Here is a 22,182-nt window from a genome sequence, read left to right as displayed (position 1 = left end):
ATGACTGTTAAGGTACGTTTCGCCCCATCACCCACCGGTAAACTGCACGTGGGTAACATTCGCGCTGCTTTGGTGAACTGGTTGTTCGCCCGGCAGCAGGGTGGAACTTTTGTTCTCCGTATCGATGACACCGATCAGGAGCGTTCTACGCTTGAGAATGAGGAAGCCATTCGGGCTGACCTCACTTGGTTGGGCCTTGTATGGGACGAAACCTTCCGCCAAAGCGATCGCTTTGCACGCTATGATGCGGTGGTGGAGCAGTTGAAGGCGGAAGGTCGCCTTTATCCATGTTTCGAGACCGCCGAAGAACTGGATATGAAACGGAAGATCCAGATGGGGCGCGGCAAGCCTCCTGTGTATGACAGGGCGGCGCTCAACCTCACGGAGGAAGAGAAAACGGCGTTTGAGGCAGAAGGGCGTAAGCCACACTGGCGCTTTAAGTTGAATACCCCCGCTCGGGTGGACTGGACAGACCTGATCCGGGGTGATGTTTCCATCGACCTTGAGGCGCTTTCTGATCCGATCCTGATCCGTGAAGACGGATCTTACCTCTACACGCTACCAAGCGTTGTGGATGATGTGGATTATGGCATCACCCACATCGTGCGCGGTGAAGATCATGTGACCAATTCGGCAGTGCAGGTACAGATTTTTGAGGCGATTGGCGGCAAGGCGCCTGAGATGGCACACTTTGCACTATTGACAGGCAAGGGGGGCGAAGGCCTTTCCAAACGTCACGGTGCCATGTCTATTGAAGAATATCGCGATGAGGCAGGCATAGAGCCGATGGCGATTGTAAGCTTGCTTGCGCGCGTCGGCACCTCTGAGCCGATTGAACCGTTTGCTGAAGCGCAGCCGCTAATTGACGGATTCGATTTTGGCAAGTTTGGCCGCTCAACAGCAAAACTTGATCCTGCGGACCTCGATATGCTCAACGCCAAAATCCTGCATATGACACCGTTTGAAGCGGTGAAAGACCGGCTTGATGGTGTTGATGAAACCTTCTGGGCGACTGTGCGGCCTAACCTCAATAAACTGTCTGACGTGAACGAGTGGCTTAGCATCGTCAACGGCCCTGTAACACCGGTGATTGAAGATGCTGACCATATGGCGAAGGTGCGTGACCTGCTGCCCGAAGGTGAGTTGACGGCTGATAGTTGGCAGGTTTGGACCAGTGCGATCAAGGAAGCGACAGGCGCCAAGGGACGTGCGCTTTTCATGCCGCTTCGGCAGGCCTTGACCGGCCAGAGCCACGGCCCGGACATGGGCGCGCTGCTGCCTCTAATCGGGCGGGAGAAAGTTCTCAAGCGCCTTGAGGGCCAAGCCGCATGACCGATATCTATCTCTACAATACCCTCGCACGTGAAAAGCAGAAGTTTGTACCGATAGACCCCAAAAACGTGCGTATGTATGTGTGCGGCCCCACGGTGTGGGACTACGCCCATATCGGTAACGCACGGCCTGTTGTTGTATTTGATATGTTGTTCCGACTGCTACGGCATGAGTATGGCGACGATCATGTCACCTATGCCCGTAACTTCACGGATATTGACGACAAGATCATGAAACGTGCGGATGATGAGGGTGTTTCCATCCGCACTATCACAAACAGGTATGCGAAGGCCTATGTGGAAGATATGGCAACGCTCGGTGCCATGACACCGACGATCCAGCCGAAGGCGACTGAGCATATCCCTGAGATGATCCGTATGATGCAAACGCTTATTGAGCGGGGGCATGCCTATGAAGCTGAGGGACATGTGATGTTCAATGTGCCCTCAATGGAAAATTACGGTCGCCTCTCGCGCCATAGCCGGGACGAGCTTGTTGCTGGCGCGCGGGTCGATGTTGCTCCTTTCAAGCGGGACCCTGCTGATTTTGTGCTCTGGAAACCTTCGTCAGAAGAGCAGGTGGGGTGGAACAGCCCTTGGGGCCGGGGTCGGCCAGGTTGGCACCTAGAATGCTCATGCATGATCGAGAAGCACCTTGGTGAAACGATCGATATTCATGCTGGTGGCCAGGATCTGATCTTCCCGCACCATGAAAATGAGATCGCTCAGAGCGAATGCACCCACGGCAAACAGTTTGTGAACTACTGGATGCACAACGGATACCTGACGGTTGATGGTGAGAAGATGTCCAAATCCTTGGGCAACTTCCACACGGTGCATGACCTGATCGCAGAACATCCGGGCGAGGCTATCCGATTAAGCTTGCTGACGGCACATTATAGGCAGCCGGTAGATTTTTCCCTTGAAAGTATGCGTGAACAGAAACGCCGGCTTGATCGGTGGTACCGGCTAACGGACGGTGTTGTTGCTGCAGCCGATGTGCCCACAAGTGTGATTGAGGCGCTTAAAGACGACCTCAACACGCCAAAGGCAATCGCGGCGCTTGACGCCCTTGCTACCCCAGAGACGGCGGCTGACCTTAAAGCGGGTGCGCAGTTTATGGGGCTACTCGCCGTTGGGGCCACAACGTGGTTTCAGGGTGAGGCGCCAGAGGGGATCAGTGTGGCGGATATTGAGGCGAAAATTGCCGAACGCCTTGATGCCCGCAAAAATAAGGATTTCGCGGCAAGTGACCGCATTCGTGACGAGCTTTTGGCGATGGGCATCCTTCTGGAAGACGGGGCTAGCGGCACCACCTGGCGTAAGGCGGATTGATGTCAGACGTGAAACAACCCGCAATTATCCTTGTGCGCCCGCAGCTTGGTGAAAACATCGGCAAAGCGGCGCGCGCGATGCTCAATTTTGGCCTGACCGACATGCGGCTTGTGGCGCCAAGGGATGGCTGGCCCAACCCTGCCGCTGGGCCGTCAGCCTCAGGCGCCGATATCGTGCTCGAAAACGCGAAGGTATTTGAAAGTGTTGAGGAGGCTGTGGCTGACCTTAGCCATGTGTATGCGTCCACTGTGCGGGACCGAGATATGCCCAAACCGGTCGTAACGCCGCGCGAGGCTGCAGCCCAGATGCACAAGATGATCGCAGGCGGTGAAGGCCCAGGCATTTTATTTGGGCCTGAGCGCTCTGGTCTCACGAACGATGATGTTGTGCTGGCAGATGCTGTGCTGACAGTGCCGGTAAACCCAGGCTTTGGGAGCCTAAACCTTGCACAGGCCGTTATCCTGACAGCATACGAGTTTCATTCACAAGCGGATAGCACACCAGCGTATCAACCGGCTCACCCGGAAGGCATAGCGCCCAAGGAAGATTTGATAGGCTTGATGGAACATCTGGAAGGAGAGCTGGATAAACGAGGTTTCTTCCGCTCCGAAGGCAGGCGCGCGCCCATGCGGCGGACACTGAGGAATGTGCTCCAGAACGCCGGTTTCTCCAAGCAGGAGATATTTACGCTCAGAGGCGTTGTAAAGTCGTTAGCCCGCCGCCCTAGGGATGAAGACTAAGTCATACCCGGAGTTCATTTGTTCATCACCCATACAGGTACTTCCCATCAAACTGTATGTTGGTTAGGGTACTTACCTTACGAGTGACGGAGGCAATATGTCGATCTTGGCGAGCATGGTAGTAGCGCTGAATATGATGATGCAGGGCATCGACGATACGGGCACGGCTGTCGCGCGCCCTATCGGCGAGGTGCACTTCAATGAAGATACCGGCAGTTATTACCAGATTTTCGATTTTATTGGCAAACCGCCTCACACATGGGTGCATGCGCGTCGCATGGTGAAGGGGTATCGCTACAAGGACCGAGAGGGACGCCTTGCTGTCATCAAGGATATTTCCCTCCATTATTTCCTGCTTCTTAACTTTCCTATGCTTCGGCAGCAGAAAATGTGGATTGGCTTGAGCGTGGAATGCAATGAAACCGCCGACATGACATGGGTGGATGGCAGCTCACTCGCCGACCAGAGTTTCCGTGGGTTTGGAGAGGGCGTTTTGCGCGACATCAGCCGCACGTGCAGGGCCCGCAAGGACAGTGGCGCGCTTTATCCAATCTACTATGAACCTGACCAGTTCGGGGTGAGGTGGCAGATGGCTGACGCGCGCGCAAACCTCACCTATATGATGGTTGAGTTTCCAGTGCCTGAAGAAGAGGCTGAGGGCGCAGCCGTGGACGCAGAGCGCGAGGCCACAACACCTCAGCAATAGTTGAGGTTTCAGCCTTGTAACAATTTGGCGGCTTCGGGGGCGAAGTATGTCAGTACGCCGTCAGCGCCCGCACGCTTGAAGGAGAGTAGGGCTTCCATCATCACTGTGTTGCGGTCCAGCCAGCCGTTCTGAGCGGCTGCTGTTAGCATCGCGTATTCGCCAGATACCTGATAGACATATGTAGGCACACCGAAGCGATCTTTCACTTCACGGATGATGTCAAGATACGGCATGCCGGGTTTGATCATCACACTGTCTGCCCCCTCGTCGATATCCATCGCGACCTCACGAATGGCCTCAAGCCGGTTGGCTGGATCCATCTGATAGGTCTTCTTGTCACCCTTAAGTACGCCGGTTGAGCCTACCGCGTCCCGGAAAGGGCCGTAAAATCCTGAAGCATATTTGGCACTATAGGCCATGATCTGAACACCGCTAAAGCCCGCTTTGTCCAGCTCTGTGCGGATCGCACCGATCCGGCCATCCATCATGTCGCTCGGGGCGATGATATCCGCGCCCGCTTTGGCTTGCACAACGGCCTGCTGCACCAACATGCCAACGGTTTCGTCGTTCAAGACCTTACCGTTTTCAACCAAACCGTCCTGACCATGGCTGGTGTAGGGGTCCAAGGCGACATCCGCCAATAGTCCGATCTCAGGCACTGCGTCCTTGATCGCGCGCATGGCGGTGTTGATCAGGTTGTCATAATCAAGGGCCTCTTCGCCCCGCTCACAGCGTTTGTCAGCTGGTGTGTTTGGGAAAAGGGCCAGAACGGGGATGCCGAGGCTTCTTGCTTCTCTCGCGACCTCAACGGCTTTATCGACTGAAAGCCGGTTAACGCCTGGCATTGAAGTGACGGCTTCTATCTCTCCCTTACCCTCACGCACAAAGATGGGCCATATCAGGTCATCTATGGATACCTGATTTTCTCGCACGAGGCGGCGCGACCAGTCAGAGCTTCTGGGGCGACGCAAACGAGTGGCAGGAAAACGTGCGGTCATGAGGTATCCTTCTTTAAACTCAGCGATATATCGAGCAATACTTTATTGTGTTGAAATCCAACTGTCACCTGCTGTGATAAATCATGTGGCAGCGTGCCGCAGAACACGAAAATTTGCACCGAATTATCAAGCCAAACATAGCAAATTTAGCTAGAATTTTATCATTAACATTGCGTTAAACCTTATGGAACAGAGTGTTTCCTCGAAGATTCGATGAAAATTCACACTAAATCAGGCGAATGACCATGAGTGGATACGACTTTAACGACCCAAAATTTCTCTTTCTTGACATACTGTCGCTGGTGGAGCGCCTTCACAGGCGGCTTCTCGATGTGATCAAGAACCACCTTGAACACATTGGGCGCAATGACCTGAACCCTGTGCAGGCCTTGCTTCTTCATAACATTGGAGAGCATGAAATGACTGCGGGTGAACTGAAAACACGCGGCTATTACCAGGGCTCGAACGTTTCCTATAATCTCAAAAAACTGGTTGAGATGGGATACCTCAGGCATGAGCGCTCGGACTATGATCGCCGTGCTGTTCGCATTTCATTAACCGATCAGGGGTATGAAATAAGGAAACTTATTGATGATCTCTACATGCAGCATCTTGAAGAGCTGATGCAGGATGATCTGGTAAGCCACGACGAGTTGAAGAATTTGCGGAAGAATCTCCGGAATCTTGAGCGCTATTGGTCTGACAAATTGCACTTCGGTCTTTAAATCGATCGCCACTTGACATAAGTCATAGATGAAATCGATTTCTGTGTGCGACATTTTCGCCGCTAGACGCGGGCCAAAACATTGCGTTAAAAGGTCCGCGTCGGTAAACTCGGCCTGTTGTACACAAGACGGAATGCGTGATGGACTACGAAAAGATTTTTGCGGACGCGATTGAAGCGGTGAAGGCTGAAGGCCGCTACCGGGTTTTCGCTGACATCTCTCGCGAGCGGGGCAACTATCCACGGGCGCTTCGTCACGATGCGGGTGACAACGCCCGCGCCATCACTGTTTGGTGTTCCAATGACTATCTTGGCATGGGCCAACACCCTAAAGTTATTGGGGCTATGCATGCAGCGCTCGATGAAACGGGCGCCGGTGCGGGTGGTACACGAAACATAGCGGGTACCAACCATTATCACGTTCTTCTTGAGGAAGAGCTTGCTGATTTGCACGGCAAGGAAACGGCTCTGCTGTTTACCTCGGGCTATATCTCCAATGAGGCGACGCTTTCAACGGTGGCCAAGCTGCTGCCGGGCTGTATCGTCTTTTCAGACTCGATGAACCACGCTTCAATGATCCAGGGGATTAGGAACAGCGGTGCCCAAAAACATATTTTCCGCCACAATGATCTGGAGCATTTGGAAGAGCTACTGAAAGCAGCCGATCCAAAAGCGCCGAAGATTATCGCATTCGAATCCGTTTATTCTATGGATGGTGACATCGCGCCGATTGGCGCTATCTGTGATCTTGCAGATAAATACGGCGCGATGACTTATCTTGATGAAGTGCATGCGGTTGGCCTTTACGGCAAGCGGGGCGGGGGCGTATCAGAGCGTGATGGCGTCGCACACCGCCTGACCATCATTGAAGGCACGCTTGGCAAAGCATTTGGAGTGATGGGCGGTTATATTGCGTCCTCTAAAGCTCTTGTCGATGTTGTAAGAAGTTATGCATCCGGCTTTATCTTTACGACCGCGCTGAGTCCTGTGCTGGCAGCAGGTGCGCTGGCTAGCATTCGTCATCTCAAAGACAGTAATGGTGAGCGTGAAGCCCATCAGGAACGGGCAGCAAAGCTCAAGCATCGCCTTAAGGCAGCTGGCATTCCTGTTATGGAATCGGAAAGCCACATTGTCCCTGTGTTTGTGGGCGACCCGGTGCTTTGCAAAGATGTATCCGACCTTCTGCTTAACGAATATGGTATCTACGTGCAGCCTATCAACTATCCGACCGTACCCCGTGGCACCGAGAGGCTACGGTTTACACCAGGGCCGCTTCATGATGACAAGGTTATGGATAGCCTTGTTGAAGCGCTGGTCGATGTTTGGGCCCGTCTGAGCCTTAAGCGAAAGGTCGGCTAAGCCGAACTGGTGACGCCTTGCCGGTGCCAAGAAGAATCATCTTTGAATTTATCACTGTAGGCAACGTACTGAAGGTTAGTGCGATCTGCGAAGACACGGGCACGGAAGTCAGCATCGTGGGCGACCCAAGAGCAAGCCAGAAAGAACTTGAGATGGTTGCCGCACGTAAACTCAGATATGTGATGGCGAAAAAAGACGCTGAAATACAGCAACGCCGACGCGGAATCGATGTATAGCGAACACGAAATTCCAGTGTTTTTCCGAATATAAAAAGACCCGCAACTGATGATGCAGGTGCGGGTTTTCTATTCTTTCGCAAAGATTGTAATTAACGCTTTTTGCCGAGGCCTATTTTTTTTGCGAACTCGGACCGCTTGGCGGCATAAGACGGTGCAACCATGGGGTAGTCTGCAGGCAACCCCCATTTGGCACGATACTCCTCTGGGCTTAATCCATAGCGCGAACGCAGATACCGCTTGAGCATCTTCAATTTTTTGCCGTCTTCCAGACAAATCAGATAGTCATCCGTGAACGACTTCTTGACTGGAACGGCAGGGGAAGGTGCTTCTTCCTTGGAATGAGCAAAGCCATTCAACTGGTTAAGCGTTGAATAGACTGTCTTGATAACTTCAGGCAATTGCGCAGAGTCCACACGATTATTGCTCACGTAAGCTGTGACTATATCCGTAGCAAGGCCGAGCATTACATCTTCGCCACTTGTATGTATTGTATTGTCGGGCATGAAATCGACGCTCCGATTGGAAGTTAACTTGCGTTGTTTATTGCAGCATTTCATAGAGGAATTCAACAGCAAATGGTTGCGATGTGCAATTTTAGTTATTAATAAATTGTTAATAAATACAGTGGGCAAGTAATTAGATCGCCTATTGTTGCAGGTCCTTTCGTCCCTCGTGGAAGTCAACTGGAAGCTTGGGTTCGCGCGGGAACTATGATAATCAGGCGCAGAATTTGGCGCGCTGGAACCAGAAGTTGCCTTGCTTCAACCCCCAAGACGGGACCCCTCGACAATGACTGCTGAAACAATCGCCATCGCCAGTGATCATGCTGGATTTGACCTCAAAGAAGACCTTAAAGAAGATCTGAAAGCACGCGGGTTTGATGTGCTTGATCTTGGATGCCATGACCTTCAGTCGGTAGACTATCCGGATTATGGCAGAGCGATGGGGGAAGCCATCGCCGAGGGCAAAGCCAAGCGCGGTGTGGTGGTTTGTGGCTCTGGTATTGGCATCTCTATTGCCGCGAACAGGAACCCGGCGGTGCGAGCCGCATTGGTGCAAACCGGTCTCGCGGCGCGCTTATCGCGCCAGCATAATGATGCCAATGTATTGGCACTTGGTGCGCGCCTTATTGGAATTGAAACTGCCAAAGATTGCCTCGAAGAATTTTTAAATACCGAGTTTGAAGGCGGCCGCCACCAAAGGCGGGTCGACAAACTTGGCTCCTAAGAGTATTCCAAACCCAGTCCGACTTCTTACCTCATTTCTGTGCCTAGGGATTTCCGCTCATGACAAATTTTGCCCAACCTGGATTTTTCTCCGCCCATCTCTCTGAAACTGATCCTGATTTGCTTGCCTCACTGGATGGTGAACTGAAGCGCCAGCAGGACCAGATCGAGTTGATCGCTTCGGAAAACATCGTAAGCCGTGCTGTTCTCGAAGCTCAGGGCTCGGTGATGACTAACAAGTATGCGGAGGGTTATGCAGGCCGCCGTTACTATCAGGGTTGTCATCACGTTGATATCGCTGAGAGCTTGGCGATCGAGCGCGCAAAGAAACTTTTCAATGCAGGTTTTGTGAATGTGCAGCCGCATTCTGGCGCGCAAGCAAACGGTGCGGTTATGCTGGCGCTGACCAAGCCGGGTGACACAATCATGGGCATGTCGCTGGATGCGGGTGGCCACCTTACCCACGGTGCTGCGCCTGCGCTCTCGGGCAAATGGTTTAATGCCGTACAATATGGTGTACGCCGTGAAGACGCCTTGATTGACTATGATCAGGTTGCCGAAATGGCGCTTGAGCATAAACCAACCATCATTATCGCGGGCGGTTCCGCTTACCCACGCTTTATCGACTTCAAACGCTTCCGCGAGATTGCCGACAGTGTTGGTGCGCTGTTGATGGTTGATATGGCTCACTTCGCAGGGCTTGTGGCGGGTAGTGCGCACCCAAACCCGGTTGAGTTTGCGGATGTCGTGACCACCACGACCCACAAAACTTTACGTGGCCCGCGTGGCGGCATGATCCTCACAAACCGGGAGGATATCGCGAAGAAGATCAACTCGGCTGTATTCCCTGGTTTGCAAGGGGGGCCGCTCATGCATGTAATTGCTGCAAAAGCTGTTGCATTTGGTGAGGCGCTACGTCCTGAATTCAAGGAATATGCAGCGCAGGTTATTAAAAACGCAAAAGTGCTGGCAGCTCGGCTCAAGGAAAACGGCTTTGATATCGTCTCCGGCGGCACGGATACGCACGTTGTGCTTGTTGACCTGCGGCCTAAGGGTATCACGGGTAAAGCAGCAGATGAGGCGCTTGAGCGCGCCCGCATGACCTGCAACAAAAACGGTGTTCCGTTTGACCCGGAAAAGCCGTTCATTACGTCAGGTATCCGGGTGGGAACGCCTGCGGGTACAACACGCGGTTTTGCGGAAGCCGAGTTTACTGAGATCGCCGATATGATGACCGAAGTACTCGACGGTCTGGCTGCAAATGGCGAAAACAATGGCGCTGCAGAAGAATCTGTCAGGAAAAAAGTAGCTGTCCTTTGTGAACGCTTCCCCATCTATAGTGAATTGGGCTAAGGTCGTTACCAGATGGTGTGGGGCGCTGGCGTCCCGCACCTTATAATGACCAAACTTGGGGAGTAGGGGCACCATGCGTTGTCCGTTTTGTCAAAACGAAGACACACAGGTAAAAGATTCACGGCCGACTGATGATAAGTCGGCTATTCGCAGGCGTCGGTTCTGTCCGGCGTGCGGGGCACGCTTTACGACATTCGAACGCGTTCAGTTGCGCGAATTGACGGTCGTTAAGAAGACGGGCCGCAAGGTCCCGTTTGAGCGAAACAAGCTTGAACGTTCACTGGATATCGCGCTCAGGAAACGCCCCGTTGATCCAGACAGGGTAGAGCGTATGATTAATGGCATCGTGCGCCGGCTCGAATCAATGGGCGAGAATGAGATAGATAGCGACCAGATTGGCCGTCTAGTTATGGAAGGCTTGGAAAGCCTCGATCAGGTCGCTTATGTGCGTTATGCCTCTGTTTATCGGAATTTCCGGGAAGCTTCAGATTTCGAGAAGTTTCTGGGGAAAATGACCGGAACGGAAGAAGACGAGGTTTTCCGCGAGGAGCCTTGAGCGGGAGCCAGATGTGGCAACCATAAATCAAGACGAAGCCTATATGAAGGTCGCGTTAGGGCTTGCCCAGCGCGGCCTTGGTCTTGTGGCGCCCAATCCCGCAGTTGGCTGTGTGATTGTGAACGGCGGGGTGGTTGTTGGGCGCGGGTTTACGCAAAAGGGCGGTAGACCTCATGCTGAAACTGAGGCGCTGCAGCAAGCGGGCGAAAGAGCGCGAGGCGCAACAGCCTATGTGACGCTTGAGCCATGCTCACACACAGGTGTTACCGGGCCGTGTGCCCAAGCGCTTATTGATGCCGGTATAACACGTGTGGTTGCAGCGATTGGGGACCCGGACGACAGGGTGGCAGGCCTAGGCTTTGCGATGCTCAGACAAGCAGGTGTGCAAATCGAGATAGGTATATGTGAAAGGGAAGCCACACTCATAAACCGAGGTTTCCTGAATAAGGTAAGCTTGGAGCGACCCACGTTCACGCTCAAGATTGCTTCAAGCGTCGATGGCAAAATTGCACTTGAAAACGGCGATAGTCAGTGGATTACGGGCTCTGTTGCCCGTGCATATGGGCATTTATTGAGAGCGCGGCACGACGCCATTCTGGTTGGTATTGGCACTGTGTTGGCCGATGATCCCATGCTCGATTGTCGCTTGCCGGGGCTGGAGGATCTTTCGCCACAACGTGTGATACTTGATAGCAAGCTGCGAATACCGCTTGATAGCAGGTTGGTGGCCACAGCCAGGCAGGTGCCAACGCTGATGCTGAGCGAGACGAGTGACGGAGGCAAAATTAATGCGCTCCGGTCAGCGGGTGTGACGGTAGAAGTTCTACCAACACTCTCAGATGTCAGTGTCGTTGCCAATAAGCTTGCAGGCCAAGGCATAACACGTGTTCTTGTGGAAGGTGGCGGGCGCGTTCACGCCTCATTCCTCCGCGCAGGCATCGTCGATAGGCTATTGCATTTCATCGGGCCGAAGCTTCTTGGCGGAGAAAGTATACCCATGGTTGGTGATTTGGGGCTTGCCTCTCTTGATGAGGCGCCCCATCTAACGTGCACATCGCTGCGCCGATTGGGTACGGATATACTTGCATCATACGAAAAGCCGGAGTAACTCAGGCCCATGTTTACCGGAATTGTTACAGATATTGGCCGCATCACCGCACTTGAAGGCACTGGGGACCTCAGTGTCACCGTTGCCACGGCATATGATATGGCAAAAGCGCAGATTGGCGCTTCGATCGCCTGTGCAGGTGTGTGCCTGACCGTTGTGGACAAGGGCGAGGGCTGGTTCAAGGCTGATGTGTCCGCTGAAACGCTCAAAGTTACCAATCTTGGCGAGTGGAAAGTTGGCAGTGAAATCAACCTCGAACGTTCTCTGAAGGTGGGGGATGAGCTTGGTGGACATATTGTCACCGGACATGTCGACTGCGTTGGTCAGATCGTTCGTTTTGAGGAAGTCGGCGGCTCAATCGTTATGGACATCGCGGTGCCGCGTCATCATGGCGCCTACGTCGCACAGAAAGGCAGCGTTGCTATCGATGGCGCGTCGCTGACGGTGAACGCAGTTAAAGACAGTGCCGATTCCACGCGTTTCTCCATTAATCTGATTCCACATACTCAGGCAGTGACGAGCTTCAGGAACAGCTCAAATGGCGACAAGGTTAATGTAGAGTTTGATATTCTGGCGCGCTATGTGTCGCGCCTTCAAGACAAAGGTTAGGTTGTGCCACAAGATTTTCTCTCCCCCATTGAAGATGTGATCGAGGATGCGCGTAACGGGCGCATGTATATCCTTGTGGATGACGAAGATCGCGAAAATGAAGGTGATCTGATTATCCCGGCGCAGATGGCAACTCCTGAGGCGATCAATTTCATGGCCCGCCACGGTCGTGGGCTGATTTGTCTGCCGCTCAGTCGTAAACGCGTTGAAGCGCTCGAATTACCGCTGATGAGCAGCAACAATAACGCGCGACATCAGACAGCATTCACAGTTTCTATCGAAGCAAAGGTAGGGGTAACGACGGGTATTTCTGCGGCAGACCGCGCGCGCACTATTGCTGTTGCCATTGACGCAGCTAAGGGAAAAGATGACCTGGCGAGCCCGGGTCATGTGTTCCCGCTTGTTGCGCAGGATGGTGGCGTGCTGGTGCGGGCAGGGCACACCGAAGCATCTGTCGATATCTCGCGTCTTGCCGGTCTCAATCCGTCAGCCGTGATCTGTGAGATCATGAATGAAGACGGCACGATGGCGCGTCTGCCTGATCTGGTTGAGTTTGCTAAAGAACACGGCTTGAAGGTAGCTACTATTCGTGACCTGATTGCCTATAGACTGAAGAATGACGTGTTGGTGGAGCGGGTATCAGAATCGAGCTTCCCGCGCAGCTCTGGCAGGGAATGGAAGGTTATCGTATACCGCGCAACCGCTGACAGACGCGAGACTGTTGCCCTCGTGCTCGGTGATGTCGACGCAGAGAAACCCACGCCGGTGCGTATGCACTCTCTAAACCCGTTTGAAGATATTCTCGGTATGGATCATCCACGAACGGGGCAATTACAGCGCGCGATGGATGCGATTGAAGCCGAAGGGGCCGGTGTTGTGGTTCTTTTCCCAGGGCTTACTGCCATGCGGCCGTCGCAGCTGCTGCAGGGCGAAAAAGCACCTGCTGCCAAAAAGGAAGGTGCGCTCAAGGAATATGGTATTGGTGCACAAATTTTGCGGGATATTGGTGTGCGCCACATGGTGCTCTATTCAAATACGCCAAGCCACATTGTTGGGCTTGAAGGATACGGCCTTGATGTCGTAGAACAGCGGCCAATCCCCGAGGCTTGAGTTTAGCTAGTTATTAACAAGGAACCGATTATGGCATCACCCCACCTATTGATTGTCGAAGCGCGCTTTTATCAAGACCTCGCCAATGAAATGGCAGCAGGCGCTATTGAAGCAATTGAGGCGGTAGGCGCTACGTGGGAGCGCGTAGCCGTTCCGGGTGCTCTCGAGATACCTGCGGCGATCAAGTTTGCTCATGACGGTGAAAAGGTGTCATTTGATGGTTATGTGGCCTTGGGCTGTGTAATCCGCGGTGAGACAACACATTACGATTATGTGTGCGGTGAAAGTGCGCGTGGCCTTCAGGACCTTGCCCTCAACCATAACCTTGCTATCGGGAACGGTATTTTGACCGTAGAAGATGACAAGCAGGCGTGGGCACGGGCAAACCGCAGTGACAAAAATAAAGGCGCGGGTGCTGCAGAAGCTGCATTGGCTATGATCGGCCATAAACAAGAGTTTGGAGTTTTATAATGGCGGAACGCCGCAAAAAGAACGTAACCGGTGGCCCAAGAAGCGCAGCGCGCCTTGGCGCTGTTCAGGCGCTCTATCAACTTGAAATGTCTGACGATCCCAAGATTAAAATGGTGATAGAGGAGTATGTCCGTCACCGGCTTGGCGCTGAAATTGAAGGCGAGCAATATGTCGACGCAGACGCAGACCTGTTCGCGGATATCGTTGAAGGCGCTTGGCAACGGTTTGATGAATTGAATGAAGCGATCAAACCGTGCCTATCGAAAGATTGGTCGCTGGAGCGCATTGAGGCAATTGTAAGGGCTATTTTGCGCGCGGGAACCTATGAGCTTATCGCCCGCCCTGATGTGCCGACGGCAGTTATCATCAACGAGTATGTTGACGTTGCGCACGCGTTCTATGAGCGCACAGAAGCGTCCTTTGTGAACGGCGTGCTCGACAAGATCGCGAAAGCTGTACGCTGAGGCTATTCGCGTGTGATCTGACCGGTTTGTGTGAAAGCCGATCACTAGAGGTGACATGGCGAACGAATTTGATCTCATTCATCGGTATTTTTCGCCCCTTGCGGGGCCTGAGGGGCTGGGTCTTGAAGACGACGCGGCGTGCGTAACCGTAGAGCCTGAGTGTGATCTTGTAGTTACGAAAGATATGCTTGTTGAAGGTGTGCATTTTTTCGGGAATGACCCCGCCAGCAGCATCGCACACAAGTCTCTCGCCGCAAATCTCTCGGACCTTGCAGCTAAGGGCGCCAAGCCTAACCATTATTTTCTCGGCTTGAGCCTTCCTGGCACCATCGATGATGCTTGGCTTCAGAAATTTTCAGATACGCTGGCGAAATTACAGCAAAAGACAGGTATTCGCCTGGCTGGCGGCGACACGACCCGCAGTTTAAGTGGCGTCGTGGTATCCATCACCGCGATGGGAACAGTTCCTCACGGCAAAATGGTTCGCCGGTCCGGGGCTCAAGTGGATGATCTAGTGTTCGTGACCGGCACACTGGGAGATGCTGCTCTTGGTTTGAAATGCCTGGAAGGCCATATTGAGCCTACCGATAGCCTTATTGAGCGGTATCGCTATCCGGAAGCCCGGTTTGCGCTAGGGATCACGCTTGCACCGCACATACATGCCTGTGCGGACGTCTCCGACGGTCTGCTCGCTGACCTTGGCCATATCGCAGAAGCTTCCGGCCTGGGTGCAGACGTTACCCTAGCGGATATACCCTTGTCTCCTGTGGTTAGGCAGCTCATTACCCAGAACCCGGAGTACGAAAATAGCATCTACGCTGGTGGTGACGATTATGAACTGGTGTTCACCGCTGCCGTTTCAAAACGTGCTAAGTTGGAAAAGGTTTGCGCTGATGCCGGCGTGCCTCTTGCAGTTGTTGGCCGTATCACCGAAAACACGGGCATCCGTCTTATTGATCAAAACGGCAAGCTGGTGCACACTGAGCGCACAGGCTTTCAACATTTTGAAACTTAAGGAATAAAGGCGCAGATATGGCACAAGACCCAAGCGCGATGGAGCCACAGGGTGGTGGTTCTGGCAAAGTACTTCTCATTCTAGGGCTGTTGGGTGGTTTGGCTCTAGGTGGTGGTCTCGGATATTATTATTCGAAGAACGCAGGTGTTGGTCCCGACGCTGCGAAAGAAGAGGTCAAAAAAGCCCCGAAAGGCCCGATCCTCTCCGTTGATTTTGAACGGGTTGCTGTACCTCTTTATTCAAAAACCGATTCGGGTGCGCGCTTTCTCGGCAATTACTTCATCGATCTCGTTGTGCAGGTGCGGGGTGAAGAGCGTCAGATCGCTGTTCGTCGCGCAGAGACACAGCTTCAACACGCTTTTGTTTCAGCCATCTCTCGTGCTGACCTCATGCGTGAAGATTCTCCGCTTGAGCTTGATGTCGATAAAGTTGGCAAGGTTTTACAAGCCAAAGCCAATGAGGTACTGGGCTCGGGTGTGGTTGAAGCCGTACTCGTAAAAAATGCGATGCGATTGAACCGCTAGAAGCACCACTTTCCGCCATAAAACATCAATTGTTTGCTCTTAGCCGCCTGAAGCATTGCTTTTGGCGGTTGCAAGCTTTGATTTTGCTTCCTAAGGTTGGCACTGGCCACCCTGTCTAGTCATGAGTTAGTCAGGAGTAAGGGGTTTGCCTAGAATGAAGAGGGCTGGGCGGTTTTTGTAGGGGAGTATCGCCGCCTGTAGAAGCCTGAGCTATTGGGTTCGTTTTAGGGAGGGGATATCCCATGGTAGTATTGTACGCCGCGCTTGGATGCGGTGTTGCGGCCGTCCTTTACGGTATTGTGACGCGTCAGTCTATTCTAGCTGCCGACGCAGGCAGCGAAAAAATGCAAGAAATCGCCAAAGCCATTCAGGAAGGTGCACAAGCCTATCTGAACCGGCAGTATAAAACCATTGCCATTGTAGGGCTGGTCGTTGCCATTGGCCTCTTCTTGGCACTTGGGCAGCTGGCGACCCTCGGGTTCGTGATTGGTGCTGTACTTTCCGGCGTTGCTGGTTACATCGGCATGTTGATTTCCGTGAAGGCTAACGTGCGTACGACGCAAGCCGCCAGCACAGGGCTACAGGAAGGCCTGACAATGGCTTTCCGTTCTGGTGCAGTTACGGGGATGCTGGTTGCAGGCCTCGCGCTGCTCGCGGTCGCCGGTTACTATTATATTCTAGTTGGACCAATGGGCATCGAGCCAACCGCGCGTCCGGTGATCGATGGTTTGGTGTCGCTCGGGTTTGGCGCGTCGCTGATTTCCATCTTTGCTCGTCTCGGTGGTGGTATCTTTACCAAAGGCGCTGACGTGGGCGCCGACCTTGTTGGTAAAGTGGAAGCCGGTATCCCGGAAGATGATCCTCGTAACCCGGCTGTTATCGCAGACAACGTTGGTGACAACGTTGGTGATTGCGCGGGTATGGCGGCAGACCTCTTCGAAACCTATGTGGTAACCATTGGCGCTACGATGGTGCTTTCGGCACTGTTTATTGCATCGGGCGCTGCAGAGATCATGCAGCTTCCGCTCATTATTGGCGGTGCGTGTATCCTGACATCTATCGTTGGCACATTCTTTGTGAAGCTGGGCAAAAGCCAGTCGATCATGGGTGCGCTATACAAGGGCTTTATCGTGACAGCTGTATTGTCGGCCGTTGTGATGTGGTTCGCGATGGATTGGGCGCTTGGCGGTTCCATGGAAAAAGGCTTCATGGCTGGCTCTACCATGTTTACCGGTCGCGACCTCTATTACTGCGGCCTTGTAGGCTTGGTGGTAACCGGGGTGATCATCTGGATCACGGAATATTACACCGGTACCGACTACCGCCCAGTGCGTTCTATCGCTAAAGCATCCGAGACTGGTCACGGTACCAATGTTATTCAAGGTTTGGCTGTTTCCATGGAAGCAACGGCGCTTCCTGCGATCGTGATCTGTGCTGGTATCATTATTGCCTATAACCTTGCCGGTATTCTTGGGCTTGGCTTTGCTGCGACTGCAATGCTTGCTCTTGCAGGGATGGTCGTGGCGCTTGATGCTTACGGGCCCGTTACCGATAACGCAGGCGGTATCGCAGAGATGGCTGGCTTGGACGACGAGGTTCGTGGCCGCACCGATGCGCTGGATGCTGTTGGCAATACCACAAAAGCGGTGACCAAAGGCTATGCTATCGGTTCTGCAGGCCTTGCAGCACTTGTGCTTTTCGGGGCCTATACGGCTGATCTCAACACCTACTTCAGTCATGTGACGGTAGACTTCGGCCTTTCCAATCCATATGTGGTTGTTGGGCTATTCATGGGTGCGCTGCTGCCGTATCTGTTCGGTGCAATGGGCATGATGGCTGTTGGTCGTGCAGGCGGTGCGGTTGTTGAAGAGGTCCGGGCTCAGTTTCGTGAAAATCCAGGTATCATGGCGGGTACGTCCAAGCCAGATTACGCACGATCTGTTGACCTCCTCACCAAAGCTGCGATCAAGGAAATGGTTATTCCGAGCCTGTTGCCAGTGGCCGCACCGGTTGTGATCTACTATGTGATCAATGCCATCGCGGGGCAGGGCGCAGCGTTTGCTGCGCTTGGTGCGCTTCTTCTTGGTGTGATCGTTGGCGGCCTCTTTGTGGCGCTTTCCATGACCGCAGGTGGCGGTGCATGGGATAACGCCAAGAAATACATTGAGGACGGCAACCACGGTGGCAAAGGGTCTGAAGCCCACAAAGCCGCAGTGACGGGTGATACGGTTGGTGATCCATACAAGGATACGGCTGGCCCAGCTGTGAACCCAATGATCAAAATCACCAATATCGTGGCGCTACTGCTGTTGGCGATGCTGGCGCACTAAAAACACTATACACAAACAAGAAAGCCCCGGTTTTGCCGGGGCTTTTTCTATTAGCGTATGCCTGAATTCAGGTATCTAGCCGTTCGGGCCACGGGTCGGGCCTGAGCCAACCGGAGCAGCGCCTGAGAAACGGCCAACGTTTCCAAAAATCTGCTGGAAGAAGTTGAGGTCACGGCCGCGGGTTGGTGTTTTGTCTCCAACCGGGTTTACGCTGCGCATGTCGCTTAGGTCAAAGTTTTCAACATCTGTTACAACACCTTTGTCGTTAAAGGCGACGGCCATAACGCGATGTTCTTTTGGGTCGGGCCAGAAAACGGGGCGTACCCGCACGGTGGTGGATACATAGTACCATTTGTTCTCGTTAAAAGCCGCACGAACCGTTGGCGTACCAAGGGTGGATTCTACAGACTGCCGGTTATCAACGCCGGGCTGAATAGCATCTGCGAGTTGCTTGTCAAAAACATAGCCGCGAACCATGCGGCCATTACCACAGGCGGAAAGGGCCAAGCCCGCTGCAACACACAGCAAAACAGGGGTAGAAGTGCGGGCTTTAAATCGTGTTGTCATCGTGTAAACCTACTTTCCGTCGCTTGCGGATCAAAACTTGCCTTTGCCTTAATAACCGCCACCATTGCATGGCGCAAGGCTCCGTGTTAGAGCCTCGGCGATTTATCAGCTCGGCGCACACCAAAAGTGGGCTGTTTTTGCCATAAGTACAGATTACGGCGATTTGGAGGACAAAACATGTTTGGGCGTTTGGCCGCAGGGATGGCGAGTAAGAAGACGGCTTACGCGATATATGGTAAGCTCGTTGCTCAGGCTCGGCAGCCTGATTTTTATACAGATTATGATGTTGCCGATACGCTTGACGGTCGCTTCGACATGATCCTCGTCCATATGTTTCTCATTCAAAACAGGCTAGGGCGTGACGGTGACGTAACCGCGAAATTGCGCCAACAGCTGCAAGAAGCCATGGTTGCAGACATGGACCGTTCTCTCCGTGAGATGGGGGTCGGAGATATGGGCATTGGCCGGGAAGTCAAAAAAATGGGTGTAGCATGGTTTGGCCGCCTGAAGGCATATGGTGCGGCACTTGAGGCTGAGGACAAAGTAACAGCTCTAACCGAGGCAGTTCGGCGCAACCTCTATAAGCGGGACAACGCACCAAAAGCTTCTGCAGTTGCACAATACATGATTTCCGCTCAGGAAAAACTCGCGGGCTATAGCCTCGCTGAAATGAAGTCGATATCATTTGAGTTCCCCGCGTTTGATAAGCGTGGTTAAAAAAAATTGGAAGGATAAGATCATGAGCACCAACATTTCCCTCGATTTTGTCCTGGTAGCGGATGAGGTTGATCGTTCGGGCCGCAAATATACCTTTGAGGCGAGTGATGCGGAGCGCGCTGTGCTTACGGAGCGCTTTGGTCTTATTGATCTCGCGAATTTTAGGGCGGATGTTGAGGTTAAAGACCAAGGTGAAGCGCAGGGGATTTTTGTGTCAGGTAGCCTCAGGGCTTCGCTGACACAGCGCTGCGTAGTGACGCTTGAGGCTGTACACGAAGATGTCGCCACTGATTTTACCTTGATGTTGGTAGAGCCGGAGATGGCTGACCGCATGGATGAAGAAGAAGTCTATCTAGATCCAGACGCACCAGAGTATGATGCGATTGAAGACGGTAAAATTCCCTTGGGGGACGTGATTGCCCAAACACTTTCGATCAATATGAATCCTTATCCGCGAGCTGAGGGTGTTGAATTAAATATCGAAAATAAAAAGGGAATTTCTGTCAACGAACCACAGGAAAAGCGACCAAATCCGTTTGCTGTTCTTGAGAAGCTGCGTGACGAATCTTGAAGTAGCCGTTAAATTCGCTATGGTCTGCCCAAGAAGGGTAATTGTGTCAGGTTTGTTACCTGTCGCATCTCAAGTATAATAAAAGCACGGGCCAACGTTTGAGATTGGATAATAATTCGTGGCAAAAGAAGTAACGATCGCAGTCGATGCCATGGGGGGGGACCATGCGCCAGGCATGGTCATTGAAGGCATCGCGCAGGCGCGCACACTATTTCCAGGAACACGATTTCACATTTATGGCGATGAAGCGCAGATAAAACCGCTTCTCGAGGCTCATCAGGAATTAGCCGCCGCCAGTGAAGTGTTTCATACCGAGGAAGTCGTCACCAGCGACATGAAGCCATCTCAGGCACTTCGTCGGGGTCGCAATTCGTCTATGGGGCTTGCATTGCAGGCTGTTAAAGATGGTTCGGCAGATGTCGCGATTTCAGCTGGAAACACCGGAGCCTTGATGGCTCTCTCTAAGTTCATCCTGCGTACCATGCCGGGAATCGATAGGCCGGCATTGACGTCACCACTGCCAACATTGCGCGGTGAGAGTGTGATGCTTGATCTTGGCGCCAACGTGGAATGCGATGCGAATAACCTTGTGCAGTTTGCTATCATGGGTGCGGCCTACGTACGCACAGTGTTGGGGCTTTCGAACCCGACTGTTGCACTTTTGAACGTGGGTGTTGAAGACCTGAAGGGCAAAGATAGCATTCGTGCGGCTGCGGAAGTGTTACGGGCATCCGAGCACCTGCCACTACAGTTCACGGGGTTTGTTGAGGGTAACGATATCGGGGCAGGGGTCGTGGACGTTGTCGTGACCGACGGCTTTACCGGGAACGTGGCGCTGAAGATGGCGGAAGGAACCGCAAGGCTGATGACGGAACTGCTTGGTCGTGCGTTCCGGTCATCCATCTCTACCAAGCTTGGTTACCTCCTGTCACGCCACGGCTTGCGCTCACTTCGGGACCACCTTGACCCGAACAATCATAATGGCGGCGTTTTCCTTGGTCTTAACGGGTTGGTCATGAAAAGCCATGGCGGTGCAAATGCCCACGGTTTTGCCTCTGCGGTTACGTCTGCTATCGACATGGCGCAGAACGATCTGATTCGGCTTATCAGTGAAGATCTGGAACAAATACCGGCGGATTCGGCTGATACGGAGGCTGCAGGCGCGGCATAAAAGATACATCTGTGATTTATATGTATCATTTTGTGTCAACGAAGGTCTGTAAACCATTCAAAATAAAGGCTAAACGCGGGCTACTGGATTGACAGTCCCCTTTGCTTGCACTAGCATTTTCCGCTAGGGCCCCAATTCGACCTCAGGGGCGTTGACGCAGCGGAGGCAGATATGAGTGAAAAAACACTTACCCGTGCAGACCTGACAGAAGCGGTATACGAAGAAGTGGGGCTTTCTAGAAACGAGTCTGCTGATCTCGTTGAAGCTGTGCTCGGTGAAGTTTCTGATTGCTTGGTAGCGGGAGAAAACGTGAAGATTTCTTCGTTCGGCAGTTTCCTTGTTCGTCAGAAAAATGGCCGTATGGGTCGTAACCCTAAAACCGGTGAAGAAGTGCCAATTGATCCGCGCAGGGTTCTTGTCTTCCGCCCAAGCCAAGTGATGAAAGATCACATCAACGCTTGATGTGCAGGAGGAATGCGGCGTGAGTATGCCAGCAGACGACGGTCGCGACAGACCGCGCGGCGAAAAGGGCCGCGAAGCGTTTCGGACAATTTCAGAAGTTGCGGACGAGCTTGACCTACCGCAACACGTTCTCCGTTTTTGGGAGAGCAAGTTTTCACAGATCAAACCTTTAAAACGTGGCGGCAACCGGCGGTACTATCGGCCCGATGACGTGATGTTGTTGCGTGCGATTAAGGCGCTTTTGCATTCGGACGGGTATACAATCAAAGGTGTGCAGAAGCTTTTTAAGGCGCAAGGGCTGCGCTCAACAGTAGCTCAGGCATTAGGGCTGGAGGACGACGCTAGTACGGAGCAGCTCCAACCGGCTAACCCAGAGCCAGATGTCGAAGCGGGCAAAGATGAGCAGATTGGCGATGAGGTCACGGACCATTCTGGGCTCAAAGACTTGCTTGCCGACCTAAAAGCCATTCGCGCACGCCTGAACTAAGCTGCCCAT

The 22,182-nt window shown here is 53.0% G+C and carries 26 protein-coding genes; 23 read left to right on the top strand and 3 right to left on the bottom strand.

Annotation, left to right across the window (positions count from 1 at the left end; all coding sequences use genetic code 11):
- From gltX to ACN0XZ_RS08155, 4 genes are all read left to right on the top strand, one after another.
- A complete protein-coding gene (gene gltX, locus ACN0XZ_RS08170) occupies positions 1-1,332 on the top strand; it encodes a glutamate--tRNA ligase (protein ID WP_417457240.1) in 1,332 nt (443 codons plus the stop codon).
- On the top strand, positions 1,329-2,666 hold the full coding sequence (gene cysS, locus ACN0XZ_RS08165; protein WP_417457239.1) for a cysteine--tRNA ligase: 1,338 nt from the start codon (positions 1,329-1,331) through the stop codon (positions 2,664-2,666). The genes gltX and cysS overlap by 4 nt, the downstream gene beginning before the upstream one ends.
- Positions 2,666-3,406, top strand: coding sequence for an RNA methyltransferase (locus ACN0XZ_RS08160; protein WP_417457238.1), 741 nt, complete (start codon positions 2,666-2,668; stop codon positions 3,404-3,406). The genes cysS and ACN0XZ_RS08160 overlap by 1 nt, the downstream gene beginning before the upstream one ends.
- Before the next feature lie 97 nt (positions 3,407-3,503).
- Positions 3,504-4,112 carry a C-type lectin domain-containing protein gene (locus ACN0XZ_RS08155; RefSeq protein WP_417457237.1) on the top strand — a complete coding sequence of 203 codons (609 nt, stop codon included), beginning with the start codon at positions 3,504-3,506 and terminating at the stop codon, positions 4,110-4,112.
- Between the two features lie 8 nt (positions 4,113-4,120).
- Here ACN0XZ_RS08155 and hemB read toward each other — a convergent pair whose 3' ends face one another.
- Positions 4,121-5,110 carry a porphobilinogen synthase gene (hemB, locus tag ACN0XZ_RS08150; RefSeq protein ID WP_417457236.1) on the bottom strand — a complete coding sequence of 330 codons (990 nt, stop codon included), beginning with the start codon at positions 5,108-5,110 and terminating at the stop codon, positions 4,121-4,123.
- A gap of 245 nt (positions 5,111-5,355) precedes the next feature.
- On the opposite strand from hemB, the gene ACN0XZ_RS08145 reads away from it, so the two are divergent.
- From ACN0XZ_RS08145 to ACN0XZ_RS08135, 3 genes are all read left to right on the top strand, one after another.
- Positions 5,356-5,835, top strand: coding sequence for a MarR family winged helix-turn-helix transcriptional regulator (locus ACN0XZ_RS08145; protein ID WP_417457235.1), 480 nt, complete (start codon positions 5,356-5,358; stop codon positions 5,833-5,835).
- Between the two features lie 140 nt (positions 5,836-5,975).
- Positions 5,976-7,193 carry a 5-aminolevulinate synthase gene (gene hemA / locus ACN0XZ_RS08140; protein ID WP_417457234.1) on the top strand — a complete coding sequence of 406 codons (1,218 nt, stop codon included), beginning with the start codon at positions 5,976-5,978 and terminating at the stop codon, positions 7,191-7,193.
- 23 nt (positions 7,194-7,216) lie between these two features.
- Positions 7,217-7,429, top strand: a complete 213-nt coding sequence (locus ACN0XZ_RS08135; RefSeq protein ID WP_417457233.1) for a DUF6898 family protein — start codon at positions 7,217-7,219, stop codon at positions 7,427-7,429.
- Positions 7,430-7,521: 92 nt separating this feature from the next.
- On the opposite strand, the gene ACN0XZ_RS08130 is transcribed toward ACN0XZ_RS08135, so the two are convergent.
- On the bottom strand, positions 7,522-7,935 hold the full coding sequence (locus ACN0XZ_RS08130; RefSeq protein WP_417457232.1) for a MucR family transcriptional regulator: 414 nt from the start codon (positions 7,933-7,935) through the stop codon (positions 7,522-7,524).
- A 286-nt stretch (positions 7,936-8,221) separates the two neighbouring features.
- Here ACN0XZ_RS08130 and rpiB point away from each other — a divergent pair, with 286 nt between their 5' ends.
- From rpiB to ACN0XZ_RS08075, 11 genes are all read left to right on the top strand, one after another.
- Entirely contained in the window at positions 8,222-8,659 is a 438-nt protein-coding gene (gene rpiB / locus ACN0XZ_RS08125) for a ribose 5-phosphate isomerase B (RefSeq protein WP_417457231.1), read from the top strand.
- Positions 8,660-8,718: 59 nt separating this feature from the next.
- A complete protein-coding gene (gene glyA / locus ACN0XZ_RS08120) occupies positions 8,719-10,011 on the top strand; it encodes a serine hydroxymethyltransferase (RefSeq protein WP_417457230.1) in 1,293 nt (430 codons plus the stop codon).
- Positions 10,012-10,084: 73 nt separating this feature from the next.
- Positions 10,085-10,567, top strand: coding sequence for a transcriptional regulator NrdR (gene nrdR, locus ACN0XZ_RS08115; RefSeq protein ID WP_417457229.1), 483 nt, complete (start codon positions 10,085-10,087; stop codon positions 10,565-10,567).
- A 13-nt stretch (positions 10,568-10,580) separates the two neighbouring features.
- The gene (gene ribD / locus ACN0XZ_RS08110; protein WP_417457228.1) at positions 10,581-11,675 is read left to right on the top strand and encodes a bifunctional diaminohydroxyphosphoribosylaminopyrimidine deaminase/5-amino-6-(5-phosphoribosylamino)uracil reductase RibD; all 1,095 of its coding nucleotides are present in this window, start codon (positions 10,581-10,583) and stop codon (positions 11,673-11,675) included.
- Positions 11,676-11,684: 9 nt separating this feature from the next.
- The gene (locus ACN0XZ_RS08105; protein WP_417457227.1) at positions 11,685-12,284 is read left to right on the top strand and encodes a riboflavin synthase; all 600 of its coding nucleotides are present in this window, start codon (positions 11,685-11,687) and stop codon (positions 12,282-12,284) included.
- Between the two features lie 3 nt (positions 12,285-12,287).
- Positions 12,288-13,394: a 3,4-dihydroxy-2-butanone-4-phosphate synthase gene (gene ribB, locus ACN0XZ_RS08100; RefSeq protein ID WP_417457226.1), complete on the top strand. Its 1,107-nt coding sequence runs from the start codon at positions 12,288-12,290 to the stop codon at positions 13,392-13,394.
- 30 nt (positions 13,395-13,424) lie between these two features.
- On the top strand, positions 13,425-13,865 hold the full coding sequence (locus ACN0XZ_RS08095; RefSeq protein WP_417457225.1) for a 6,7-dimethyl-8-ribityllumazine synthase: 441 nt from the start codon (positions 13,425-13,427) through the stop codon (positions 13,863-13,865).
- On the top strand, positions 13,865-14,329 hold the full coding sequence (gene nusB / locus ACN0XZ_RS08090) for a transcription antitermination factor NusB (RefSeq protein WP_417457224.1): 465 nt from the start codon (positions 13,865-13,867) through the stop codon (positions 14,327-14,329). Before ACN0XZ_RS08095 ends, nusB begins: the two co-directional genes overlap by 1 nt.
- A gap of 55 nt (positions 14,330-14,384) precedes the next feature.
- Entirely contained in the window at positions 14,385-15,344 is a 960-nt protein-coding gene (gene thiL, locus ACN0XZ_RS08085; RefSeq protein WP_417457223.1) for a thiamine-phosphate kinase, read from the top strand.
- 17 nt (positions 15,345-15,361) lie between these two features.
- Positions 15,362-15,868: a hypothetical protein gene (locus ACN0XZ_RS08080; protein WP_417457222.1), complete on the top strand. Its 507-nt coding sequence runs from the start codon at positions 15,362-15,364 to the stop codon at positions 15,866-15,868.
- Positions 15,869-16,110: 242 nt separating this feature from the next.
- On the top strand, positions 16,111-18,198 hold the full coding sequence (locus ACN0XZ_RS08075) for a sodium-translocating pyrophosphatase (RefSeq protein ID WP_417457221.1): 2,088 nt from the start codon (positions 16,111-16,113) through the stop codon (positions 18,196-18,198).
- Between the two features lie 75 nt (positions 18,199-18,273).
- Here the strand turns inward: ACN0XZ_RS08075 and ACN0XZ_RS08070 are convergent, their stop codons facing one another.
- Positions 18,274-18,765: an outer membrane protein assembly factor BamE gene (locus ACN0XZ_RS08070; protein WP_417457220.1), complete on the bottom strand. Its 492-nt coding sequence runs from the start codon at positions 18,763-18,765 to the stop codon at positions 18,274-18,276.
- Between the two features lie 177 nt (positions 18,766-18,942).
- Here ACN0XZ_RS08070 and ACN0XZ_RS08065 point away from each other — a divergent pair, with 177 nt between their 5' ends.
- The 5 genes from ACN0XZ_RS08065 (at position 18,943) to ACN0XZ_RS08045 (ending at position 22,173) form a co-directional block, all read left to right on the top strand.
- A complete protein-coding gene (locus ACN0XZ_RS08065) occupies positions 18,943-19,482 on the top strand; it encodes a ubiquinol-cytochrome C chaperone family protein (protein ID WP_417457219.1) in 540 nt (179 codons plus the stop codon).
- Positions 19,483-19,504: 22 nt separating this feature from the next.
- Positions 19,505-20,053, top strand: a complete 549-nt coding sequence (locus ACN0XZ_RS08060; protein WP_417457218.1) for a YceD family protein — start codon at positions 19,505-19,507, stop codon at positions 20,051-20,053.
- 118 nt (positions 20,054-20,171) lie between these two features.
- Positions 20,172-21,224 (top strand): phosphate acyltransferase PlsX, encoded by a 1,053-nt coding sequence (gene plsX, locus ACN0XZ_RS08055; protein WP_417457217.1) that lies wholly within the window; start codon positions 20,172-20,174, stop codon positions 21,222-21,224.
- 171 nt (positions 21,225-21,395) lie between these two features.
- Positions 21,396-21,686, top strand: coding sequence for an integration host factor subunit alpha (locus tag ACN0XZ_RS08050; RefSeq protein WP_417457216.1), 291 nt, complete (start codon positions 21,396-21,398; stop codon positions 21,684-21,686).
- Positions 21,687-21,711: 25 nt separating this feature from the next.
- Entirely contained in the window at positions 21,712-22,173 is a 462-nt protein-coding gene (locus tag ACN0XZ_RS08045) for a MerR family transcriptional regulator (RefSeq protein ID WP_417457578.1), read from the top strand.
- Positions 22,174-22,182: the final 9 nt, after the last annotated feature.

The organism is Kordiimonas sp. (assembly GCF_048264555.1).
GTDB lineage: Bacteria > Pseudomonadota > Alphaproteobacteria > Sphingomonadales > Kordiimonadaceae > Kordiimonas.
This window is presented reverse-complemented; position numbering and strand designations above follow the sequence as displayed.